The 16695-nt window shown below is 70.4% G+C and carries 17 protein-coding genes; 3 read left to right on the top strand and 14 right to left on the bottom strand.

Features of this window, described 5'->3' with window-relative positions; all coding sequences use genetic code 11:
- Positions 1-18: 18 nt before the first annotated feature.
- The 6 genes from atpE to prmC form a co-directional block, all read right to left on the bottom strand.
- Positions 19-255 carry an ATP synthase F0 subunit C gene (gene atpE, locus P0Y48_01560; GenBank protein ID WEK13925.1) on the bottom strand — a complete coding sequence of 79 codons (237 nt, stop codon included), beginning with the start codon at positions 253-255 and terminating at the stop codon, positions 19-21.
- Positions 256-300: 45 nt separating this feature from the next.
- Positions 301-1113 carry a F0F1 ATP synthase subunit A gene (gene atpB / locus P0Y48_01555; GenBank protein WEK14980.1) on the bottom strand — a complete coding sequence of 271 codons (813 nt, stop codon included), beginning with the start codon at positions 1111-1113 and terminating at the stop codon, positions 301-303.
- A gap of 108 nt (positions 1114-1221) precedes the next feature.
- Entirely contained in the window at positions 1222-1737 is a 516-nt protein-coding gene (locus P0Y48_01550; GenBank protein WEK13924.1) for a hypothetical protein, read from the bottom strand.
- The gene (locus P0Y48_01545; protein ID WEK13923.1) at positions 1734-2912 is read right to left on the bottom strand and encodes an MraY family glycosyltransferase; all 1179 of its coding nucleotides are present in this window, start codon (positions 2910-2912) and stop codon (positions 1734-1736) included. Before P0Y48_01545 ends, P0Y48_01550 begins: the two co-directional genes overlap by 4 nt.
- The gene (locus tag P0Y48_01540; protein WEK13922.1) at positions 2909-3607 is read right to left on the bottom strand and encodes an L-threonylcarbamoyladenylate synthase; all 699 of its coding nucleotides are present in this window, start codon (positions 3605-3607) and stop codon (positions 2909-2911) included. Before P0Y48_01540 ends, P0Y48_01545 begins: the two co-directional genes overlap by 4 nt.
- A 52-nt stretch (positions 3608-3659) precedes the next feature.
- Entirely contained in the window at positions 3660-4541 is an 882-nt protein-coding gene (gene prmC, locus P0Y48_01535) for a peptide chain release factor N(5)-glutamine methyltransferase (GenBank protein ID WEK13921.1), read from the bottom strand.
- Between the two features lie 133 nt (positions 4542-4674).
- Between prmC and cysK (P0Y48_01530) the strand changes: the two genes are divergently transcribed.
- From cysK (P0Y48_01530) to cysE, 3 genes are read left to right on the top strand one after another with little or no spacing between them, the layout of a single operon-like run.
- Positions 4675-5613, top strand: coding sequence for a cysteine synthase A (gene cysK / locus P0Y48_01530; GenBank protein WEK13920.1), 939 nt, complete (start codon positions 4675-4677; stop codon positions 5611-5613).
- An 8-nt stretch (positions 5614-5621) separates the two neighbouring features.
- Positions 5622-6566, top strand: coding sequence for a cysteine synthase A (gene cysK, locus P0Y48_01525; GenBank protein WEK13919.1), 945 nt, complete (start codon positions 5622-5624; stop codon positions 6564-6566).
- Complete coding sequence (cysE, locus tag P0Y48_01520; protein ID WEK13918.1) at positions 6563-7165, top strand: serine O-acetyltransferase; 603 nt, start codon at positions 6563-6565, stop codon at positions 7163-7165. Before cysK (P0Y48_01525) ends, cysE begins: the two co-directional genes overlap by 4 nt.
- Positions 7166-7174: 9 nt before the next feature.
- On the opposite strand, the gene P0Y48_01515 is transcribed toward cysE, so the two are convergent.
- The 8 genes from P0Y48_01515 to P0Y48_01480 form a co-directional block, all read right to left on the bottom strand.
- Entirely contained in the window at positions 7175-7576 is a 402-nt protein-coding gene (locus P0Y48_01515; protein WEK13917.1) for a hypothetical protein, read from the bottom strand.
- 53 nt (positions 7577-7629) lie between these two features.
- Complete coding sequence (gene prfA / locus P0Y48_01510) at positions 7630-8703, bottom strand: peptide chain release factor 1 (GenBank protein WEK13916.1); 1074 nt, start codon at positions 8701-8703, stop codon at positions 7630-7632.
- Between the two features lie 18 nt (positions 8704-8721).
- Positions 8722-10761 carry a transcription termination factor Rho gene (gene rho / locus P0Y48_01505; GenBank protein WEK13915.1) on the bottom strand — a complete coding sequence of 680 codons (2040 nt, stop codon included), beginning with the start codon at positions 10759-10761 and terminating at the stop codon, positions 8722-8724.
- Positions 10762-10921: 160 nt separating this feature from the next.
- Entirely contained in the window at positions 10922-11878 is a 957-nt protein-coding gene (thrB, locus tag P0Y48_01500) for a homoserine kinase (GenBank protein ID WEK13914.1), read from the bottom strand.
- Entirely contained in the window at positions 11875-12954 is a 1080-nt protein-coding gene (gene thrC, locus P0Y48_01495; GenBank protein WEK13913.1) for a threonine synthase, read from the bottom strand. The genes thrB and thrC overlap by 4 nt, the downstream gene beginning before the upstream one ends.
- Position 12955: 1 nt before the next feature.
- The gene (locus P0Y48_01490) at positions 12956-14299 is read right to left on the bottom strand and encodes a homoserine dehydrogenase (GenBank protein ID WEK13912.1); all 1344 of its coding nucleotides are present in this window, start codon (positions 14297-14299) and stop codon (positions 12956-12958) included.
- Positions 14292-15722: a diaminopimelate decarboxylase gene (lysA, locus tag P0Y48_01485; GenBank protein WEK14979.1), complete on the bottom strand. Its 1431-nt coding sequence runs from the start codon at positions 15720-15722 to the stop codon at positions 14292-14294. Before lysA ends, P0Y48_01490 begins: the two co-directional genes overlap by 8 nt.
- 129 nt (positions 15723-15851) lie before the next feature.
- On the bottom strand, positions 15852-16685 hold the full coding sequence (locus P0Y48_01480; protein WEK13911.1) for a DUF2993 domain-containing protein: 834 nt from the start codon (positions 16683-16685) through the stop codon (positions 15852-15854).
- Between the last annotated feature and the right edge of the window lie 10 nt (positions 16686-16695).

The following is a 16695-nucleotide window of genomic DNA, read 5'->3' as shown; positions in this document are numbered from 1 at the left end:
GGGTCAGTGCGGGCGGGATCAGAAGCCGAAGATGAAGGCTGTGGCGATGCCGATGAAGGCGAGCGCCTCGGTGAAGGCGATACCGATCCACATCAGGACCTGAAGGCGACCGGCCAGCTCGGGCTGGCGGGCGACGCCCTCGATCGTCTTACCGACGACGATGCCGACGCCGATGGCGGGGCCGATGGCGGCGAGGCCGTAGCCGACCGTCGCGATGGAACCGGAGACCTCGGCGAGAACCGTAGTTGCGTCCACGGGTGTTTTCCTTTCGGTTGGGTGGGAGGGCGAGTGCCCGCCCGCTCAGTGCTCTTCTGCCACCGCGAGCTGGATGTAGACCGCGGTGAGGATGGTGAAGACGTAGGCCTGGAGGACGGCCACCAGAATCTCGAACAGAGTGAAGGCGAGGCCGAACGCGAGCGAGCCCGCTGCGAGCGCCGACCACCAGCCACCCAGGTCGAGAAGGAAGAACTGCGTGGCTGCGAAGAACAGCACGAGCATGAGGTGACCGACCATCATGTTCATGAGGAGTCGGAGCGTCAGCGTGACCGGCCGGATGATGAACGTCGAGATGAACTCGAGCGGCGTCACCACGATGTAGAGGAACGGCGGGACCCCGGAGGGGAACAGCGCATTCTTGAAGAAGTTCTTCGGGCTCTTCCGGACGCCGGCGTAGATGAAGGTCACGTAGCTCACGACGGCCAGCAGGAGCGGCACGGCGATGATGCTCGTGCCGGCGATGTTCAGGAACGGGATGATGCCCGTGATGTTCATGAACAGCACCATGAAGAAGATGGTGGTCAGGATGGGCAGGAACCGCTGCCCGTCCTTCTTGCCCAGAAGGTCTTCCGCCACGTTGACGCGGACGAAGTCGAGGCCCATCTCCACGAGGCTCTGGAACCGCCCGGGCACGACCGTCATGCGGCGCGTGCCGAGCCAGAAGATCAGGACGATCGCGATGACCGCGAGGAACTGGATCAGGTGGATACGCGTGACCGGAATGACGCCGAACGCGTTGAAGATGACCTCGGGGAAGAATTCGTCGATCGACGGACCGTGAAACTCAGGGCCTTCTCCGGCGGATGTGGCGATCAGGGTCGCAGTCTGGGTAAACAGCGCTGGCTCCAGCTTCGGGGCACCGGCCAGGGCCGGGGCGACGATGGTCGATTGAGCGGACTCCGCAGTCGCTCCCGGAGGAACAGGGCGGGCTCTGAGGACAGCCTATCAGGCCCCGCGCGGGGTCTCGTCCTCGTGGGGGAGATCTCGTGGCGGATCACCGGCGCTGTCGAGGTCGGCGGCCGTCGGGAGGGTCACGTCGCTGGCGTGCGGGATGCGCATCCGCAGCATCACGAGGACGTCGATGACGAGCGACGCGACGACGCTCACGATGAGCGCGACGAAGAACACCGCCGGATCCAGCCAGGGCTGACCGCGCAGCACGACGAGGACAACGATGAAGACCACGAACTTCAGTACCCAGGCGCCCATCACGAGCCCGAAGAAGATCGGCACGTAGAGCGCGTCTCCGTACCAGCGATTGGCGATGAGGATGCTGGCGCCGGTGAACCCCAGGAAGACGGCGGCGAGCAGGACCGCGACGAGCGCGCTCCACAACCCGTCGGTGCCGCGAACGCTCCAGCCGATGAGCGCGCCGATCACCGCCAACACGGCGGTTGCGATCGCGGACCACAGCAGAGTGGTGCGCAGGACCGGGGTACTGGAGACGACGGGGCGATTCATGAGACGGGCTTCCGTTCGGGCTCAGGCGGGAGCGGGACGACCGCGCGAGCGGCGCGGCGCGAGGGCAACAGGGTGACGATGAGGCACGCGGCGACGCCGATCACGGCGAAGGAGAGGCCCGGCCAGTACAGGCCCGGCCAGTCGGCGGTCGTGCCGATGTACATGAGGAGCACCGACAGACTCACGACCGCCGTCCAGGCGTAGAAGATCAGCACCGCGTCGCGGTCGCTGTGCCCCATGTCGAGCATGCGGTGGTGGAGGTGCTTGCGGTCGGGCGAGAACGGCGACTTGCCCTTCGACATACGGCGGATCACGGCGAGCCCGAAGTCGAGGAGCGGCAGCAGCACCACGACGATCGGCAGCAGCACGGGGATGAACGCACCGAGGAGCTGCGACCGGCCGAACTGATCGTTGTCGGCGATGAGCTGGTTGGGGAGGCTGCCGGTGACGAGCATCGCCGAGACGGCCATGAGCAGCCCCAGCATGAGCGCTCCCCCGTCGCCCATGAACATGCGCGCGGGATTCCAGTTGAAGGGCAGGAACCCCACGCACGCTCCGACGAGCACGATCGCGATGAAGGCGGCGAGGTTCGAGTAGCTGGTGAACTCGAAGTCGCGTGCCAGCAGATAGGTGTAGGCGAAGAACACGCCGTTGGCGATGAGGGCGACGCCGGCCACCAATCCGTCGAGGCCGTCGATGAAGTTGACGGCGTTCATGACGACGACGATCACGAACACCGAGAGGATGACGCTCAGCCATCCCGAGAAGATGGTCTTGCCGCCGATCGGCAGCGAGTAGATCTGCACGCCGCCGGGGCCGACGATGATCCAGGCGACGAGGAACTGGGCGCCGAGCTTGAGGAACCAGTCGAGGTCCCACAGATCGTCGGCGACGCCCACGAGGACGATGAGCAGGGTCGATCCGAGGATCGCCCACATGCGCACCGGCTCCTGCCAGATGATCTGGAAGTAGGGCACCGCGGTGGACAGCGCGAAGGCCCCGAGGACACCGAGGAACATCGCCACCCCGCCCAGGCGCGGCGTCGGATTCTTGTGCACGTCACGTTCGCGGATGCCGGGGTAGAGCTTGTAGCGCATGCTCACGCGCCACACGACCCACGTGAGGACGAAGGTGAGCGCCCCCGTGAGGATCAGGATGAAGACGTAGTGCTTCACGCGGAGTCGCCGACCGCGTCGGTGTCGGCGGGATCGGGTTCGAGGAGGTCGCCGAGCACCTCGCGAAGGGCGGACCGCGCCACGGCACCCTCCCGGAGCACGCGCACGGGGCGGCTCTCGTCGCCGACGAGGCCCGTGGCATCCACGATCGTCGACGCCACTCCTGTGGGCGAGGCGCCGCCGTCGAGGTAGATCGAGACGCTGTCGCCGAGCATGTCGACCGCATCGTCGACGGTCGTCGCTGCCGCCTTGCCGGTGAGATTGGCGCTCGAGACGGCGAGCGGTCCCGTCTCGGCGAGAAGTTCGAGCGCGATGCGTTCGGCAGGCATGCGGACGGCGACCGTCCCGCCGGTGTCGCCGAGGTCCCACGTGAGCGACGGCTGCGCCGGGAGGACGATCGTGAGCCCGCCGGGCCAGAAGCGCTCGACGAGTCGCTCGACGGCTTCGGGCAGTTCCGCAACGAGGGCACGGAGGGTCGGCATCCCGCCCACGAGCACGGGAGGCGGCGACTGCCGGCCCCGGCCCTTCGCCGCGAGCAGGCGTGCGACGGCGGCCGGGCTGAACGCGTCGGCACCGATGCCGTAGACGGTGTCGGTGGGGAGCACGACGAGCTCGCCGCGGGCGATCGCCTGCCGCGCCTGACGCAGGGCGGGAAGCAGCTGGTCGGCGTCGCGGGTGTCGAACACAGTGGACATAGCGGCTCCAGTCTACGGTCGCCGGGTCAGCGTTCCCTGTGTCGGCCGCCGCTCAGGCCCGGATGGCCGTCGTGGCGCGGTCGCGCATCGTGAGGTCGGGGTGGGTCGCCGCCGCGCGCCAGCCGTCGGCGGTCAGCAGCTCGCGGATCGCGGGGCCCTGCCATTCGCCGTGCTCGAGGATCAGGATGCCGCCCGGGTGCAGCAGTCGCCTGCCCACCTCCGAGAGCGTGCGCACGACGTCGAGTCCGTCGGGACCGCCGTAGAGCGCGGCCGGCGGATCCCAGTGGCGCACCTCCGGATCGCGCGGGATCGCGTCGTCCGGCACATAGGGCGGGTTGGACACGAGCACCGAGACGCTGCCGTCGAGGTCGGGGAAGGCGGCGGCGAGATCGATGAATGCGAGGGTGGCGCTCGGCGCGTGCTCCGCGAAGTTCTCCTTGGCCCACACGAACGCGTCGACCGAGTTCTCGGCGGCGAACACGCGGGCGTGCGGCACCTCGGTCGCCAGCGACAGCGCGATCGCGCCCGAGCCGGTGCCGAGATCGACCGCGGTGGGCGCCGGTGATGCCGAGGCGCGGAGCGCGTCGATGGCCAGCTGCGCGACGATCTCCGTCTCGGGTCGCGGCACGAACACGCCGGGCCCGACGCGCAGCTCGAGATGGCGGAAGGGCGCCCGACCCGTCAGGTGCTGCAGCGGCTCGCGGGCGGCGCGGCGCGCGATGAGGCTCTCGAACACGTCGAGGTCGGCGGGCACCGGGTCGCCGCGGAGCGCCGCAGCGGCCAGCGCACCTCGCGACAGCCCCCACACGTGGGCGGCGAGCAGCTCGGCATCCACGTCGGGCGTCGGCACGCCGGCGGCGGCCAGGCGCGCGGTCGCGCTGCTCAGCAGCTCGCTCAGGCGCTCGGGCGCGCGGGAGTCGTCGGCGGTTTTCATGAGTACGTCCAGCCTAATCGTGAAGAATCGTCACATACGGCTCTCTCCCGGGGCTCGCCCGTAGGCTGGTGCGACCGCCTCGGACCAGCCCGAGACGCCCGCGAAAGCTGCACACCCGCACGAAAGGCAGGCCATGTCCGGCATCCACTCCGACATCACGAGCGCATTCGGCAACACCCCGCTCGTGAAGCTCAACCGCGTCACCGAAGGCCTGCCGGGGACGGTGCTGGCCAAGCTCGAGTTCTACAACCCCGCCTCGTCGGTGAAGGACCGTCTCGGGATCGCGATCGTCGACGCCGCGGAGGCGTCGGGAGACCTGAAGCCCGGCGGCACGATCGTCGAGGGCACGAGCGGAAACACCGGCATCGCGCTCGCGATGGTGGGTGCGGCGCGCGGCTACAAGGTGATCCTCACGATGCCGTCGTCGATGTCGGTCGAGCGTCGTCTGCTGCTGAAGGCGTACGGCGCCGAGCTCGTGCTCACCGACCCCTCGCTGGGTATGAAGGGCGCCGTCGCCGAGGCCGAGCGCATCGCCGGAGAGACTCCCGGTGCGGTTCTCGCGAAGCAGTTCGCGAACCAGGCCAACGTGGAGATCCACCGCAAGACCACCGCCGAGGAGATCATCCGCGACACCGACGGGGCCGTCGGCTACTTCGTCGCCGGCATCGGCACGGGCGGCACGATCTCGGGCGTCGGGCAGGTGCTCAAGGAGCGCCTGCCGGAGGCGAAGATCGTCGCCGTCGAGCCGGCCGACTCGCCGCTGCTCACCAAGGGCACCCCGGGTCCCCACAAGATCCAGGGCATCGGACCGAACTTCATCCCGCCGATCCTCGACCAGTCCGTCATCGACGAGGTCGTCGACGTGGCCTTCGACGACGCGATCACGACGGCGCGCGAGGTGGCGACAAAGGAAGGCATCCTCGTCGGCATCTCGTCGGGCGCCGCCATCTGGACGGCGCTCCAGATCGCCGCCCGCCCGGAGGCCGCCGGCAAGAACATCGTCGTCATCGTGCCGTCGTTCGGCGAGCGGTACCTCTCGACGGCGCTCTACGAGCACCTGCGCGAGGACTGATCCGACACGTGCCCGGCATCCATCCCGACATCACCACCGCCTTCGGCGACACTCCCCTGGTCCGGCTGAACCGCCTGACCGAGGGGCTCGCCGCAGAGGTGGTCGTCAAGCTCGAGTTCTACAACCCCGGCGCGAGCGTCAAAGACCGTCTCGGGTTCGCGCTCATCGAGGCGGCCGAAGCCAGCGGCGAACTGGTGCCCGGCGGCACGATCGTCGAGTCCACGAGCGGCAACACGGGCATCGCACTCGCCCTCATCGGCGCCGCCCGCGGCTATCGCGTGATCCTGACCATGCCCGCCTCCATGTCGAAGGAGCGGCGCACGCTCCTGAAGGCGTACGGCGCCGAACTGGTGCTCACCGATCCGTACAAGGGCATGACGGAGGCCGTGGACACCGCCCACCGCATCGTCGCCGACACTCCCGGTGCGATCCTCGCGCGTCAGTTCGAGCACGAGGCAAACGCCGCGATCCACCGCCGCACGACGGCCGAAGAGATCTGGCGCGACACCGAGGGCAAGGTCGACTGGTTCGTCGCCGGCTCCGGAACGGGCGGCACGATCACCGGCGTCGGACAGGTGCTGAAAGAGCGCAATCCCGACGTCCGCGTGGTCGTCGTCGAGCCCAAGGACTCCCCCATGCTCAGCGAGGGTCGCGCGGGCGGCCACCGCATCCAGGGCATCGGGCCCAACTTCGTGCCCCACGTCCTCGATCGCACCGTGATCGACGAGATCTCCGACGTCGAGTTCGACGACGCGATCGCCACGGCCCGCGATCTCGCGACGCGGGAGGGCATCCTCGCGGGGATGTCGGCCGGCGCCGCCGTCTGGACGGCCCTGCAGATCGCCGCCCGCCCCGAAGCGGCGGGACAGCGGATCGTCGTGATCATTCCGGATGCCGGTGAGCGCTACCTGTCGACCGCGCTCTACGCGCACCTGCGCGAGGATGCCGCGTGAGCGCCGTCGGCCGCGTGGCAAGGGCGCTGCGACGCTCGTCGGCTCGTGTCCGTGAGGACATCGCCGCGGCGAAGCTCCGGGACCCCGCCGCACGGTCCAGCATCGAGATCGCGCTCCTCTACCCCGGTCTCCACGCGATCTGGGCGCACCGCGTCTGGCACGCGCTGTGGGTGCGGCGCGTGCGCTTCCTCGCCCGCGGCGGCTCCCAGGTCACCCGGTGGCTCACGGGGATCGAGATCCACCCGGGGGCGCAGATCGGTCGACGCTTCTTCGTCGACCACGGCATGGGCGTCGTCATCGGCGAGACCGCCGAGATCGGCGATGACGTCATGCTCTACCACGGGGTGACGCTCGGCGGACGCACGCGTGACGCGGGCAAACGGCATCCGACCCTCGGCGACGGCGTCGCCGTCGGCGCGGGGGCGAAGGTCCTCGGCCCCATCACGATCGGTGCGGGCTCGGTCATCGGGGCGAACGCCGTCGTGACCGTCGATGCCCCCGAGGACTCCGTGCTCGTCGGCATCCCGGCCAAGCCCCGCAAGCGCACTCCCGGCGAGGACACGCGCGCGGTGCTGACGGCACCCGAGTACTATATCTGACGCGGCGCGTCAGCTGCGGCGCTCGGCGACCTTCTTCTTGATGAAGAGCATCGGCAGCAGGAGCGTCGCGAGCGCGGTGACGAGCCAGACGATGACCGGCGCGATGATCCACGTCCACCAGGGCGCGCCGATCGTGAGGCCGGCGCCCGGGATGAGCACCACCACGACGAGCGCGACGAACGTCGACACGATCCCGATGCCGCCCAGAAGCGCCGGTGCGTTGCGCTGAGCGACGCGCGCGAGCCACGGCGCCAGCACGCTCTGCAGCACCGCGAAGATCACGATCGCGAGGATGAAGCCGATCGGGCTCCGCCACTCGATCGCGAAGCCCGGAAGGACGAGATCGGCGACGATGAGTCCGAGAGCCGCCGACACGAGGAAGATCAGCGCACGCAGCAGGAACATGACCATGACGCGAGCGTAGCGCTCAGCGCCGCCCTGTCGGCGACACGTTTCCGACCGTGTCAGGAGCCGAGCGCCGCCAACCGGGCCTCTTCGTCGGCAGCGATCGCGGACTCGATGATCGGGCCGAGGGCTCCGTCCATCACCTGATCGAGGTTGTAGGCCTTGTAGCCGGTGCGGTGGTCGGCGATGCGGTTCTCGGGGAAGTTGTACGTGCGGATGCGCTCGGAGCGGTCCATGCCGCGGATCTGCGATCGCCGCGCATCGGATGCCGCAGCATCGAGCTCTTCCTGCTGCTTCGCGAGGAGCCGCGCCCGCAGCACGCGCATGCCGGCCTCGCGGTTCTGGAGCTGGCTCTTCTCGTTCTGCATCGAGACGACGATCCCGGTCGGCACGTGCGTGATGCGGACGGCCGAGTCGGTGGTGTTGACGGACTGCCCGCCGGGCCCGGACGAGCGGAAGACGTCGATCTTCAGGTCGTTCGGGTCGATCTGGATCTCCTCGGGCTCATCGACCTCGGGGAAGACCAGGACGCCCGTCGTCGAGGTGTGGATGCGCCCCTGAGACTCCGTGGCCGGCACCCGCTGCACGCGGTGCACCCCGCCCTCGTACTTCAGGTGCGCCCACACGCCCTGCGCGGGGTCGGACGACGTGCCCTTGATGGCGACCTGGACGTCTTTGTAGCCGCCCAGATCGCTCTCGTTGCGTTCGAGGAGCTCGGTCTTCCACCCCTGCGACGCGGCGTACTGGATGTACATCCGCAGCAGGTCGGCCGCGAACAGAGCGGACTCCGCGCCGCCCTCGCCCTGCTTGATCTCCATGATCACGTCACGCGCGTCGTCGGGGTCGCGCGGGATCAGCAGGCGGCGCAGGCGCTCCTGCGCGGCCGCGAGGCTCTCTTCCAGCGCCGGCACCTCCGCGGCGAAGGCGTCGTCCTCCCTGGCGAGCTCGCGCGCCGCGTCGAGGTCGTCGGATGCCGCGACCCACGCATCGTGGGCGGCGACGATCCGACTGAGCTCGGCGTAGCGGCGGTTCACCCGCTTGGCGCGGGCGGCGTCGGCGTGCACGGCGGGGTCGGAGAGCTCCTCCTGGACCGCCTTATGCTCGTCGATCAGCCCCTGGACGGACTCGAACACGATCGTGGGCGGCGAGGGTCAGCGGATGCTGTTCTCGTGGCCGTGGCTGTGGCCGCCGCCGTGCCCGGTGGGCGTCGGGATCGACTTCTGCATCTGCACGAGGAACTCGACGTTGGACTGCGTCTCCTTGAGCTTACCGAGGACGACCTCGAGAGCCTGCTGCGGGTCGAGTCCCGCGAGGGCGCGACGCAGCTTCCACGTGATCTTGACCTCGTCGGACGACAGGAGCATCTCCTCGCGGCGCGTGGACGACGCGTTGACGTCGACGGCCGGGAAGATCCGCTTGTCGGCGAGCGAGCGGTTCAGGCGCAGTTCGCTGTTGCCGGTGCCCTTGAACTCCTCGAAGATGACCTCGTCCATCTTGGAACCGGTCTCGACGAGCGCGGTCGCGAGAATCGTGAGCGAGCCACCGTTCTCGATGTTGCGCGCGGCGCCGAAGAAGCGCTTGGGCGGGTAGAGCGCCGAGGCGTCGACACCACCGGTGAGCACGCGACCCGAGGTCGGCGCGGAGATGTTGTACGCGCGACCGAGGCGAGTGATCGAGTCGAGCAGCACGACGACGTCGCGACCGAGCTCCACGAGGCGCTTGGCGCGCTCGATGGCGAGCTCGGCGACGGTCGTGTGGTCTTCGGCGGGGCGGTCGAAGGTCGAGGCGATGACCTCGCCCTTGACCGTGCGCTGCATGTCCGTGACCTCTTCGGGGCGCTCGTCGACGAGCACGACCATGAGGTGGACCTCGGGGTTGTTCGTCGCGATCGCGTTGGCGATCTGCTGGAGCACGATCGTCTTGCCGGCTTTGGGCGGGGCGACGATGAGGCCGCGCTGACCCTTGCCGATCGGAGCGACGAGGTCGATGATGCGCTGCGTGAGCTTCTCGGGCGCGGTCTCCAGGCGGAGGCGCTCCTGCGGGTACAGCGGCGTGAGCTTGCCGAACTCGACGCGCTCGGCGGCGTCGTCGACCGAGAGGCCGTTGACGGAGTCGACCTTCACGAGGGCGTTGTACTTCTGGCGGCTGGACTGCTCACCCTCGCGCGGCTGCTTGATCGCGCCGACGACGGCGTCGCCCTTGCGGAGGTTGTACTTCTTGACCTGTCCGAGCGAGACGTAGACGTCGCTCGTGCCGGGCAGGTAGCCCGTCGTGCGGACGAAGGCGTAGTTGTCGAGCACGTCGAGGATGCCGGCGATCGGGATGAGGACGTCGTCCTCGCCGATCTCGGTCTCGAACTCGTCGCCCGTCTGCGCACCGCGGCGCTTGTTGCGCTGGCGTCCGCGTCCCTGGCCCTGGCTCTGGTCGTCGTCGTCGGACACCTCGGCAGGCGCGTTGTTCTGGTTGCCCTGGGCGTTCTGGGCGTTCTGGGCGTTCTGGCTGCCCTGGCCGTTCTGGTTGCCCTGGCCGTTCTGGGCGGACGCGTTCTGCGCGCCCTCGCCGCCCTTGTTGCGGTTGCGGCTGCGGCTGCGCGAGCGGCTGCGGCTGCGGCCGGAGGTCTCCGCCGTGCCGTCGCCGTTGTCGCCGGAATCGGTCGAGCCGTCAGCGGTCGCGTCGGCGTCGGCGCTGTCGTTCGCGGGGGCGTCGGCCTTCTCGGCGTCGCTCTTCTCCGCGTCGGGGGTCTCGGCGGGGGTCTCGGCGGCGGGTGCTTCAGCCGCGTCGGCCGGCGCCTCGACCGGCGCCTCGACCGCGGTCTCCTCGCCCGACGCCGCAGCGGCGGCTTCGACGGACGCCTCCGCCTCGGCGGGGGTCTCGGCGGGAGCGGCGGCGACGTCGGTGCTCTTGGCGCGACGCGGGGCGCGCTTGCGGGGCGCCTTGGCGGGCTTCTCGACGGGAGCCTCCTCGGCGGCGGGCTCCTCGGCGGGAGCGTCCGCGACGGCGGGCTCCTCGGCCGGAGCCTCCTCGGCAGCGGGCTCCTCAACGGGAGCGTCCGCAACGGCGGGCTCCTCGGTGGCAGCGTCCGCCGCGGCGGCCTCTACGTTCTCGGCGGGCTGAGCCGCATCGGTGGGGACATCCACGGCAGCGTCTTCGCGCGCGGCGTCATCGGTCTGGATCTCGGAGATGGACTCCACGAGTTCTCCCTTTTACATATGGATAGGACTGACCGTGTCTCGGGCCCGTCCATAGCGGCGCCCTCCCGCCCCGCAGTGGCGCGTTCGCGACCGAAGAGGACGGCGATCGCCGAAGCGGGGGGTAACACGGTGGTTCGCAGATTTGCGACGGAGGCCAGATTCACGAGCTGGTCGTGGAACCCTCCGTATACTCCCTCACTGTAGCACCCTTGACGTCGACAGCCAGCAGGAGCGGCTCCCACGGGGTGTCTCCCCCGGCTGCCACCTCGACGGCTTCGAGGCGACGTCCGGGACCGTCCGCCAGCACGAGCACGCTCGGCCCCGCACCCGAGACGACGGCGGCGAAACCCGCTGCGCGGAGGCGGCGGACGAGCTGGTCGGTGGCCGGCATCGCCGACGCGCGATACGACTGGTGCAGCTTGTCCTCGGTGGCCGCCATGAGCAGTTCGGGGCTCTGCGTGAGGGCCGCGATCAGGAGCGCCGACCTCGAGACGTTGAAGACGGCATCCTCACGGGGCACCTGCAGGGGCGCGAGCCCCCGGGCGACGCTCGTGGACATCGTGAAGTCGGGGCGGAACACGAGCGGCGAGACGCCACGGTGCACGAGGAGCTTCTTGTGCTGCGGGCCGCTCTCGTCCATCCACGCGATCGTGAGGCCGCCGAACAGGGCGGGCGCGACGTTGTCGGGGTGGCCCTCGAGCTCGGTGGCCAGGCGCAGGAGCAGGTCGGGTCCGAAGTCGACGTCGCCGGCGAGAAGGCCCTTCGCCGCCAGCAGGCCGGCGACGACCGCCGCGCCCGACGACCCCATGCCGCGTCCGTGCGGGATCGTGTTGTGCGCGGACAGGTGGATGCCGGGCATCGTGCGGCCGACGGCGGCGTACGCGTGCGCGATCGCTCGGACCACCAGGTGCGACGCGTCGGTGGGCACCTCGCCGGCGCCCTCCCCCGTCACGGTGATCTCCAGGCGTCCGGGCTCGGCGAGGGTCGTCACCGTCAGCTCGTCGTACACGCTCAGCGCGAGACCGAGCGTGTCGAATCCCGGACCGAGGTTCGCGCTCGTCGCGGGCACGCGCACCGCGACGGCGCGCGCCGGCGTAGCGGACGCCGCGCCCGTCATGCCGAGGGTGCCAGTCCGAGGACGGAGGCGACCTCGCTCGTCTCGGCGTCGACGACCGTGGGCTTCACCTCGGTGCCGTCGGCCTGGCGCAGGGCCCACTGCGGGTCCTTGAGTCCGTGGCCGGTGACGGTGAGGACGACCTTCGAGCCGGCCGGGACGATGCCCGCCTCGGCGCGGTCGAGCAACCCGGCGACGCTGATGGCCGACGCGGGCTCGACGAAGACGCCCACGGTGCCGGCGAGCAGCTTCTGTGCCGCGAGGATGCGGTCGTCGTCGATGGCGCCGAACCAGCCGTCGGTCGCGTCACGGGCCTCCAGCGCCAGCTCCCACGATGCGGGATTGCCGATGCGGATCGCCGATGCGATCGTCTCGGGGTTGCGCACGACCTCGCCGCGGACGAGGGGCGCGGAGCCGGCGGCCTGCAGCCCGAACATGCGCGGGACGCGCGTCGAGACGCCGCGCTCGACCTCCTCGCGGTAGCCGCGGGAGTAGGCGGTGTAGTTGCCGGCGTTGCCGACGGGGATGAAGTGGAAGTCGGGGGCGTCGCCGAGCTGGCTGACGACCTCGTAGGCGGCCGTCTTCTGCCCCTCGATGCGGTCGGGGTTGACCGAGTTCACGAGGTGGACGGGGTAGTGGTCGGCGAGCTCGCGCGCGATCTCGAGGCAGTCGTCGAAGTTGCCGCGGATCTGGATGAGCTGTCCGTTGTGGATGACGGCCTGGCTCAGCTTGCCCATCGCGATCTTGCCCTCGGGCACGAGCACGGCGGCCGTGATGCCGGCGTGGGCGGCGTAGGCCGCAGCGGATGCCGAGGTGTTCCCCGTCGACGCGCAGATGACGGCCTTTGCGCCGTGCTCGACCGCGCGGGAGAGCGCGACCGTCATGCCGCGGTCCTTGAACGAGCCCGTCGGGTTCATGCCCTCGAACTTGACGTAGACGTCGGCGCCCGTGATCTGCGAGAGCGACGGCGCCGGGATCAGCGGCGTGCCGCCCTCGCCGAGGGTGACGACCGTCGAGGCGTCGGTGACGTCCAGCCGATCGGCGAATTCGCGGAGGACTCCGCGCCAGACGTGTGCCATGTCAGTTCCCTTCCACGCGCAGGACCGAGACGACGCGCTCGACGACGTCGCTCGCGCCGAGACGGTCGACCGTCTCGGCGAGGTCCTGCTCCTGTGCCTTGTGGGTGCCGATGACCAGGCGCGCCCGGCCCTCCGCTCCCGTGGTCTGCTCCGCGGTGGGCTCGCCGTCGAGCTCCTCCGCGATGATCGACTGCTCTACGGTCGCGATCGAGACGCGTCCGTCGGCGAGGATGCCCGCGATCGTCGCGAGCACGCCCGGACGATCGTCGACCTCGAGGGTGATCTGGTAGCGCGTGACGGCGCGGCCGACGGGTGCGATCGGCAGGTTCGCGCGCGTGGACTCCCCCACGCCGACCCCGCCGGCGATGTGGCGGCGCGCCGCGGAGACGAGGTCGCCGAGCACGGCGGACGCGGTCTGGATGCCGCCGGCACCGGCCCCGTAGAACATCAGGTCGCCGGCGGCCTCGGCCTGGACGAACACGGCGTTGTTGGCGCCGCGGACGCTCGCCAGCGGGTGGTCGCGGCGGACGAGGGCGGGGTGCACCCGCACCGAGATCGCCTCGCCGTCGCCGTCTTCCAGCCGCTCGCACACGGCGAGGAGCTTGATGACGTAGCCCGCGGTGCGCGCGGCATCCATCATCTGCGCGTCGATGCTGGAGATGCCCTCGCGGTGCACCGCCTCGAGCGGAACGGTCGTGTGGAACGCGAGCGAGGCGAGGATCGCGGCCTTCTGCGCGGCGTCGAAGCCCTCGACGTCGGCCGTGGGGTCGGCCTCGGCGTAGCCCAGCCGCTGGGCGTCGGCGAGCACGTCGGCGTACTCGGCGCCCTCGCTGTCCATGCGGTCGAGGATGTAGTTGGTCGTGCCGTTGACGATCGCGAGGATGCGACGCACGCGGTCGCCCGCGAGCGAGTCGCGGAGCGGCCGGATGATCGGGATCGCGCCGGCGACGGCCGCCTCGTAGTGGACGGACGCGCCCACCTGGTCGGCCGCCTCGAACAGCTCCGGTCCGTGCGTGGCGAGGAGCGCCTTGTTGCCGGTGACGACGTCCGCGCCGGCGTTGAGCGCCTGCAGGAGCGCCGTGCGGGCGGGCTCGATGCCGCCCATGAGCTCGATGACGATGTCGCTGCCGACGATGAGAGGCTCCGCGTCGGTCGTGAACAGCTCTCGCGGCAGGTCGGTGTCGCGCGGGGCGTCGAGGTCGCGCACGGCGATGCCGACGAGCTCGAGTTCCGCACCGGCCCGGTCGGCCAGTTCCGCGGAGTGCTGCAGCAGGAGGGCGGCGACCTGCGAGCCGACGGAGCCGGCCCCCAGCAGTGCCACCCGGAGGCGACGGTTCTCAGTCATCGGTTCCCTCGGTCGTGGTCGGATCGGCGCCCACGTCGCGCGCCAGGATGTCGGAGATCGTCTCGCCTCGCACGATGAGGCGGGCACGGCCCTCTCCGACGGCGACCACCGGCGGGCGGGGCACGGCGTTGTAGTTGCTCGCGAGCGAATAGCAGTAGGCGCCGGTCGCCGGCACGGCCAGCAGATCGCCGGGGGTCACGTCGGCCGGGAGGTACTCGGCATCCACCACGATGTCGCCCGACTCGCAGTGCCGACCGACGACGCGCGCGAGAGCGGGAACGGCATCCGACGTGCGCGACGCGATGCGGGCGGAATACTGCGCGCCGTAGAGGGCGGGGCGCGCGTTGTCGCTCATGCCTCCGTCGACGCTCACGTACAGGCGGCTGAGGTCGTCGGACACCCGGACGGGCTTGACCGTGCCGACTTCGTAGAGCGTGACGCCGGCGCGGCCGACGATGGCGCGGCCCGGTTCGAAGGCGAGGTTCGGCATGGGGATGCCGCGGACGTCGCACTCGCGGGCGACCGCCTCGACGATGCCGTCGGCGAGGTCCTCGATCGGGGTCGGGTCGTCGACGGACGTGTACGCGATACCGAAGCCGCCACCGAGGTTCAGCACGGGGACGTCACCGCCCTCGAGGAGCTCGGCGTGCAGTTCGACGAGGCGGGCGGCCGACTCCGCGAAGCCTGCCGTCCCGAAGATCTGCGAGCCGATGTGGCAGTGGAGTCCGATGAAGCGCAGTGACGGGATCTCGCGGATGCGGGCCACGACGGCCGCCGCGTCGGAGAGAGCGAACCCGAACTTCTGGTCTTCGTGCGCCGTCGCCAGGAAGTCGTGCGTCTCGGCGTGGACGCCGCTGTTGACGCGCACGAGCACGTTCTGCGCCTCGCCGGAGGGGAGCAGGCGTTCGGCGATCGCGCCGAGCCGCTCCACTTCGATGGGGCTGTCGACGATGATCGAGCCGACGCCGACCGAGACGGCCTGCTCGAGCTCGGCGACCGACTTGTTGTTGCCGTGGAGTCCGATGCGGGCGGGGTCGGCGCCCGCGGCGAGCGCGATGGCGAGCTCCCCGCCGGTCGCGACGTCGACGGCGAGGCCTTCGCTCGTGACCCAGCGCACGACCTCGGTCGACAGGAACGCCTTACCGGCGTAGTAGACGCGGGCCTGCACGCCGTGGCGGCCGGTCGCGGCGGTGAACGCCTCGCGGACGGCGCGGGCGCGAGCGCGCACCTCCGGCTCGTCGAGCACGTAGAGCGGGGTGCCGAAGCGTTCGCGCAGCTCGGCCACGCCGACCCCGCCGACCGACAGGGCGCCGTGGTCGTCGCGATGAGCGGATGCCGGCCAGACCGTTGCGACGAGCGCGTTCGCGTCGTCCGGCGCGACGAGCCACTCCGGCACGGGCGCACGGTTCTCAGAGGCGGACACGGTGAGCACCAATCGGGTGGAGACGGGGGCTGCCGGCGGGATGATCACGCCTGGACAGTCCGGACATGCGGTGGTCAAAGTCTAGGGCACCGGGCCACCCGGTCCTGCCCCGATGACAGGCGGCGAGACTCAGCTGCAGGTGCCGTTCTCTTGGGCCGACGTGTCGCGCAGGATCGCGCTGTCGATCTCGAAATCGGCGACGACGGCATCCGGATCCACCCGCACGCCCGTCAGGGTGACCGCGGCGGGCAGGTACTGCGCGATGCAGACGTCCCAGTCGCGCACGACGGTGGATGCCAGGGCGCCGAACTGCTGCACGATCGACTCGGCGGAGATCTCGGCATCCGCGATCCGCAGCGACGCCGGCGACAGGACGAGGTCGCCGTTCTCGGCGCGCGGCGTGAGGGCGACGCCGACGGGCACCTTCGTGACGAGCGCGTTGAGCTCGAACGTCACGGCGACATCGGGGGCGTCGATCTCGACCGTGTCGGCCGGGAAGCCGTCGAGGGTCGCGAGAAGACCCTCCAACTGCGCCTCGTCGAGGGTCGCGGTGGCGTATGCGCCGCTCCAGTCGCCCCCGCCGTGCACCGGGACGTCCTGCGCGACGACGGAGATGTCGGCCGTCAGCTGGCCGAGCGGCACGTCGTCGGATGCCACGCGCACCTCGGGCAGGCTCCCGACGATGAGGCCGAGAAGCACGGCGCCGTCGAGCTCCACATCGATCTGCTGATCGGCCGGGAGCGACAGTTGGGTGATCGCCTGCTCGCGGATGGTCTGCTTGACGATGCTGCGGGCGATCGCGTCGCCCGCGAACCACGCGCCGATCGCGAGGGCGACGACGACGATCAGCGCGACGATCCACGGCCACCGCCGCCGACGGCGCGGCGGTGAGGTCGGGCTCGACAGCACCCACTGCGCTTCCGGGTCGGGAAGCGGCTGCGTGGGCTGACTGTCGGCGCTCATCGCGGCATCC

The organism is Candidatus Microbacterium phytovorans (assembly GCA_029202445.1).
GTDB lineage: Bacteria > Actinomycetota > Actinomycetes > Actinomycetales > Microbacteriaceae > Microbacterium > Microbacterium phytovorans.
The sequence above is the reverse complement of the archived record's forward strand: the minus strand, read 5'-3'. Positions and strand labels throughout refer to the sequence as shown.

Bases quoted from the DNA above. Each gene is read 5' to 3' on its own strand.
- P0Y48_01550 (WEK13924.1), bottom strand. From the start codon at position 1,737: ATGAATCGCCCCGTCGTCTCCAGTACCCCGGTCCTGCGCACCACTCTG.
- P0Y48_01540 (WEK13922.1), bottom strand. From the start codon at position 3,607: ATGTCCACTGTGTTCGACACCCGCGACGCCGACCAGCTGCTTCCCGCC.
- prmC (WEK13921.1), bottom strand. From the start codon at position 4,541: ATGAAAACCGCCGACGACTCCCGCGCGCCCGAGCGCCTGAGCGAGCTG.
- cysK (WEK13920.1), top strand. From the start codon at position 4,675: ATGTCCGGCATCCACTCCGACATCACGAGCGCATTCGGCAACACCCCG.
- P0Y48_01515 (WEK13917.1), bottom strand. From the start codon at position 7,576: ATGGTCATGTTCCTGCTGCGTGCGCTGATCTTCCTCGTGTCGGCGGCT.
- thrB (WEK13914.1), bottom strand. From the start codon at position 11,878: ATGACGGGCGCGGCGTCCGCTACGCCGGCGCGCGCCGTCGCGGTGCGC.
- thrC (WEK13913.1), bottom strand. From the start codon at position 12,954: ATGGCACACGTCTGGCGCGGAGTCCTCCGCGAATTCGCCGATCGGCTG.
- P0Y48_01490 (WEK13912.1), bottom strand. From the start codon at position 14,299: ATGACTGAGAACCGTCGCCTCCGGGTGGCACTGCTGGGGGCCGGCTCC.
- P0Y48_01480 (WEK13911.1), bottom strand. From the start codon at position 16,685: ATGAGCGCCGACAGTCAGCCCACGCAGCCGCTTCCCGACCCGGAAGCG.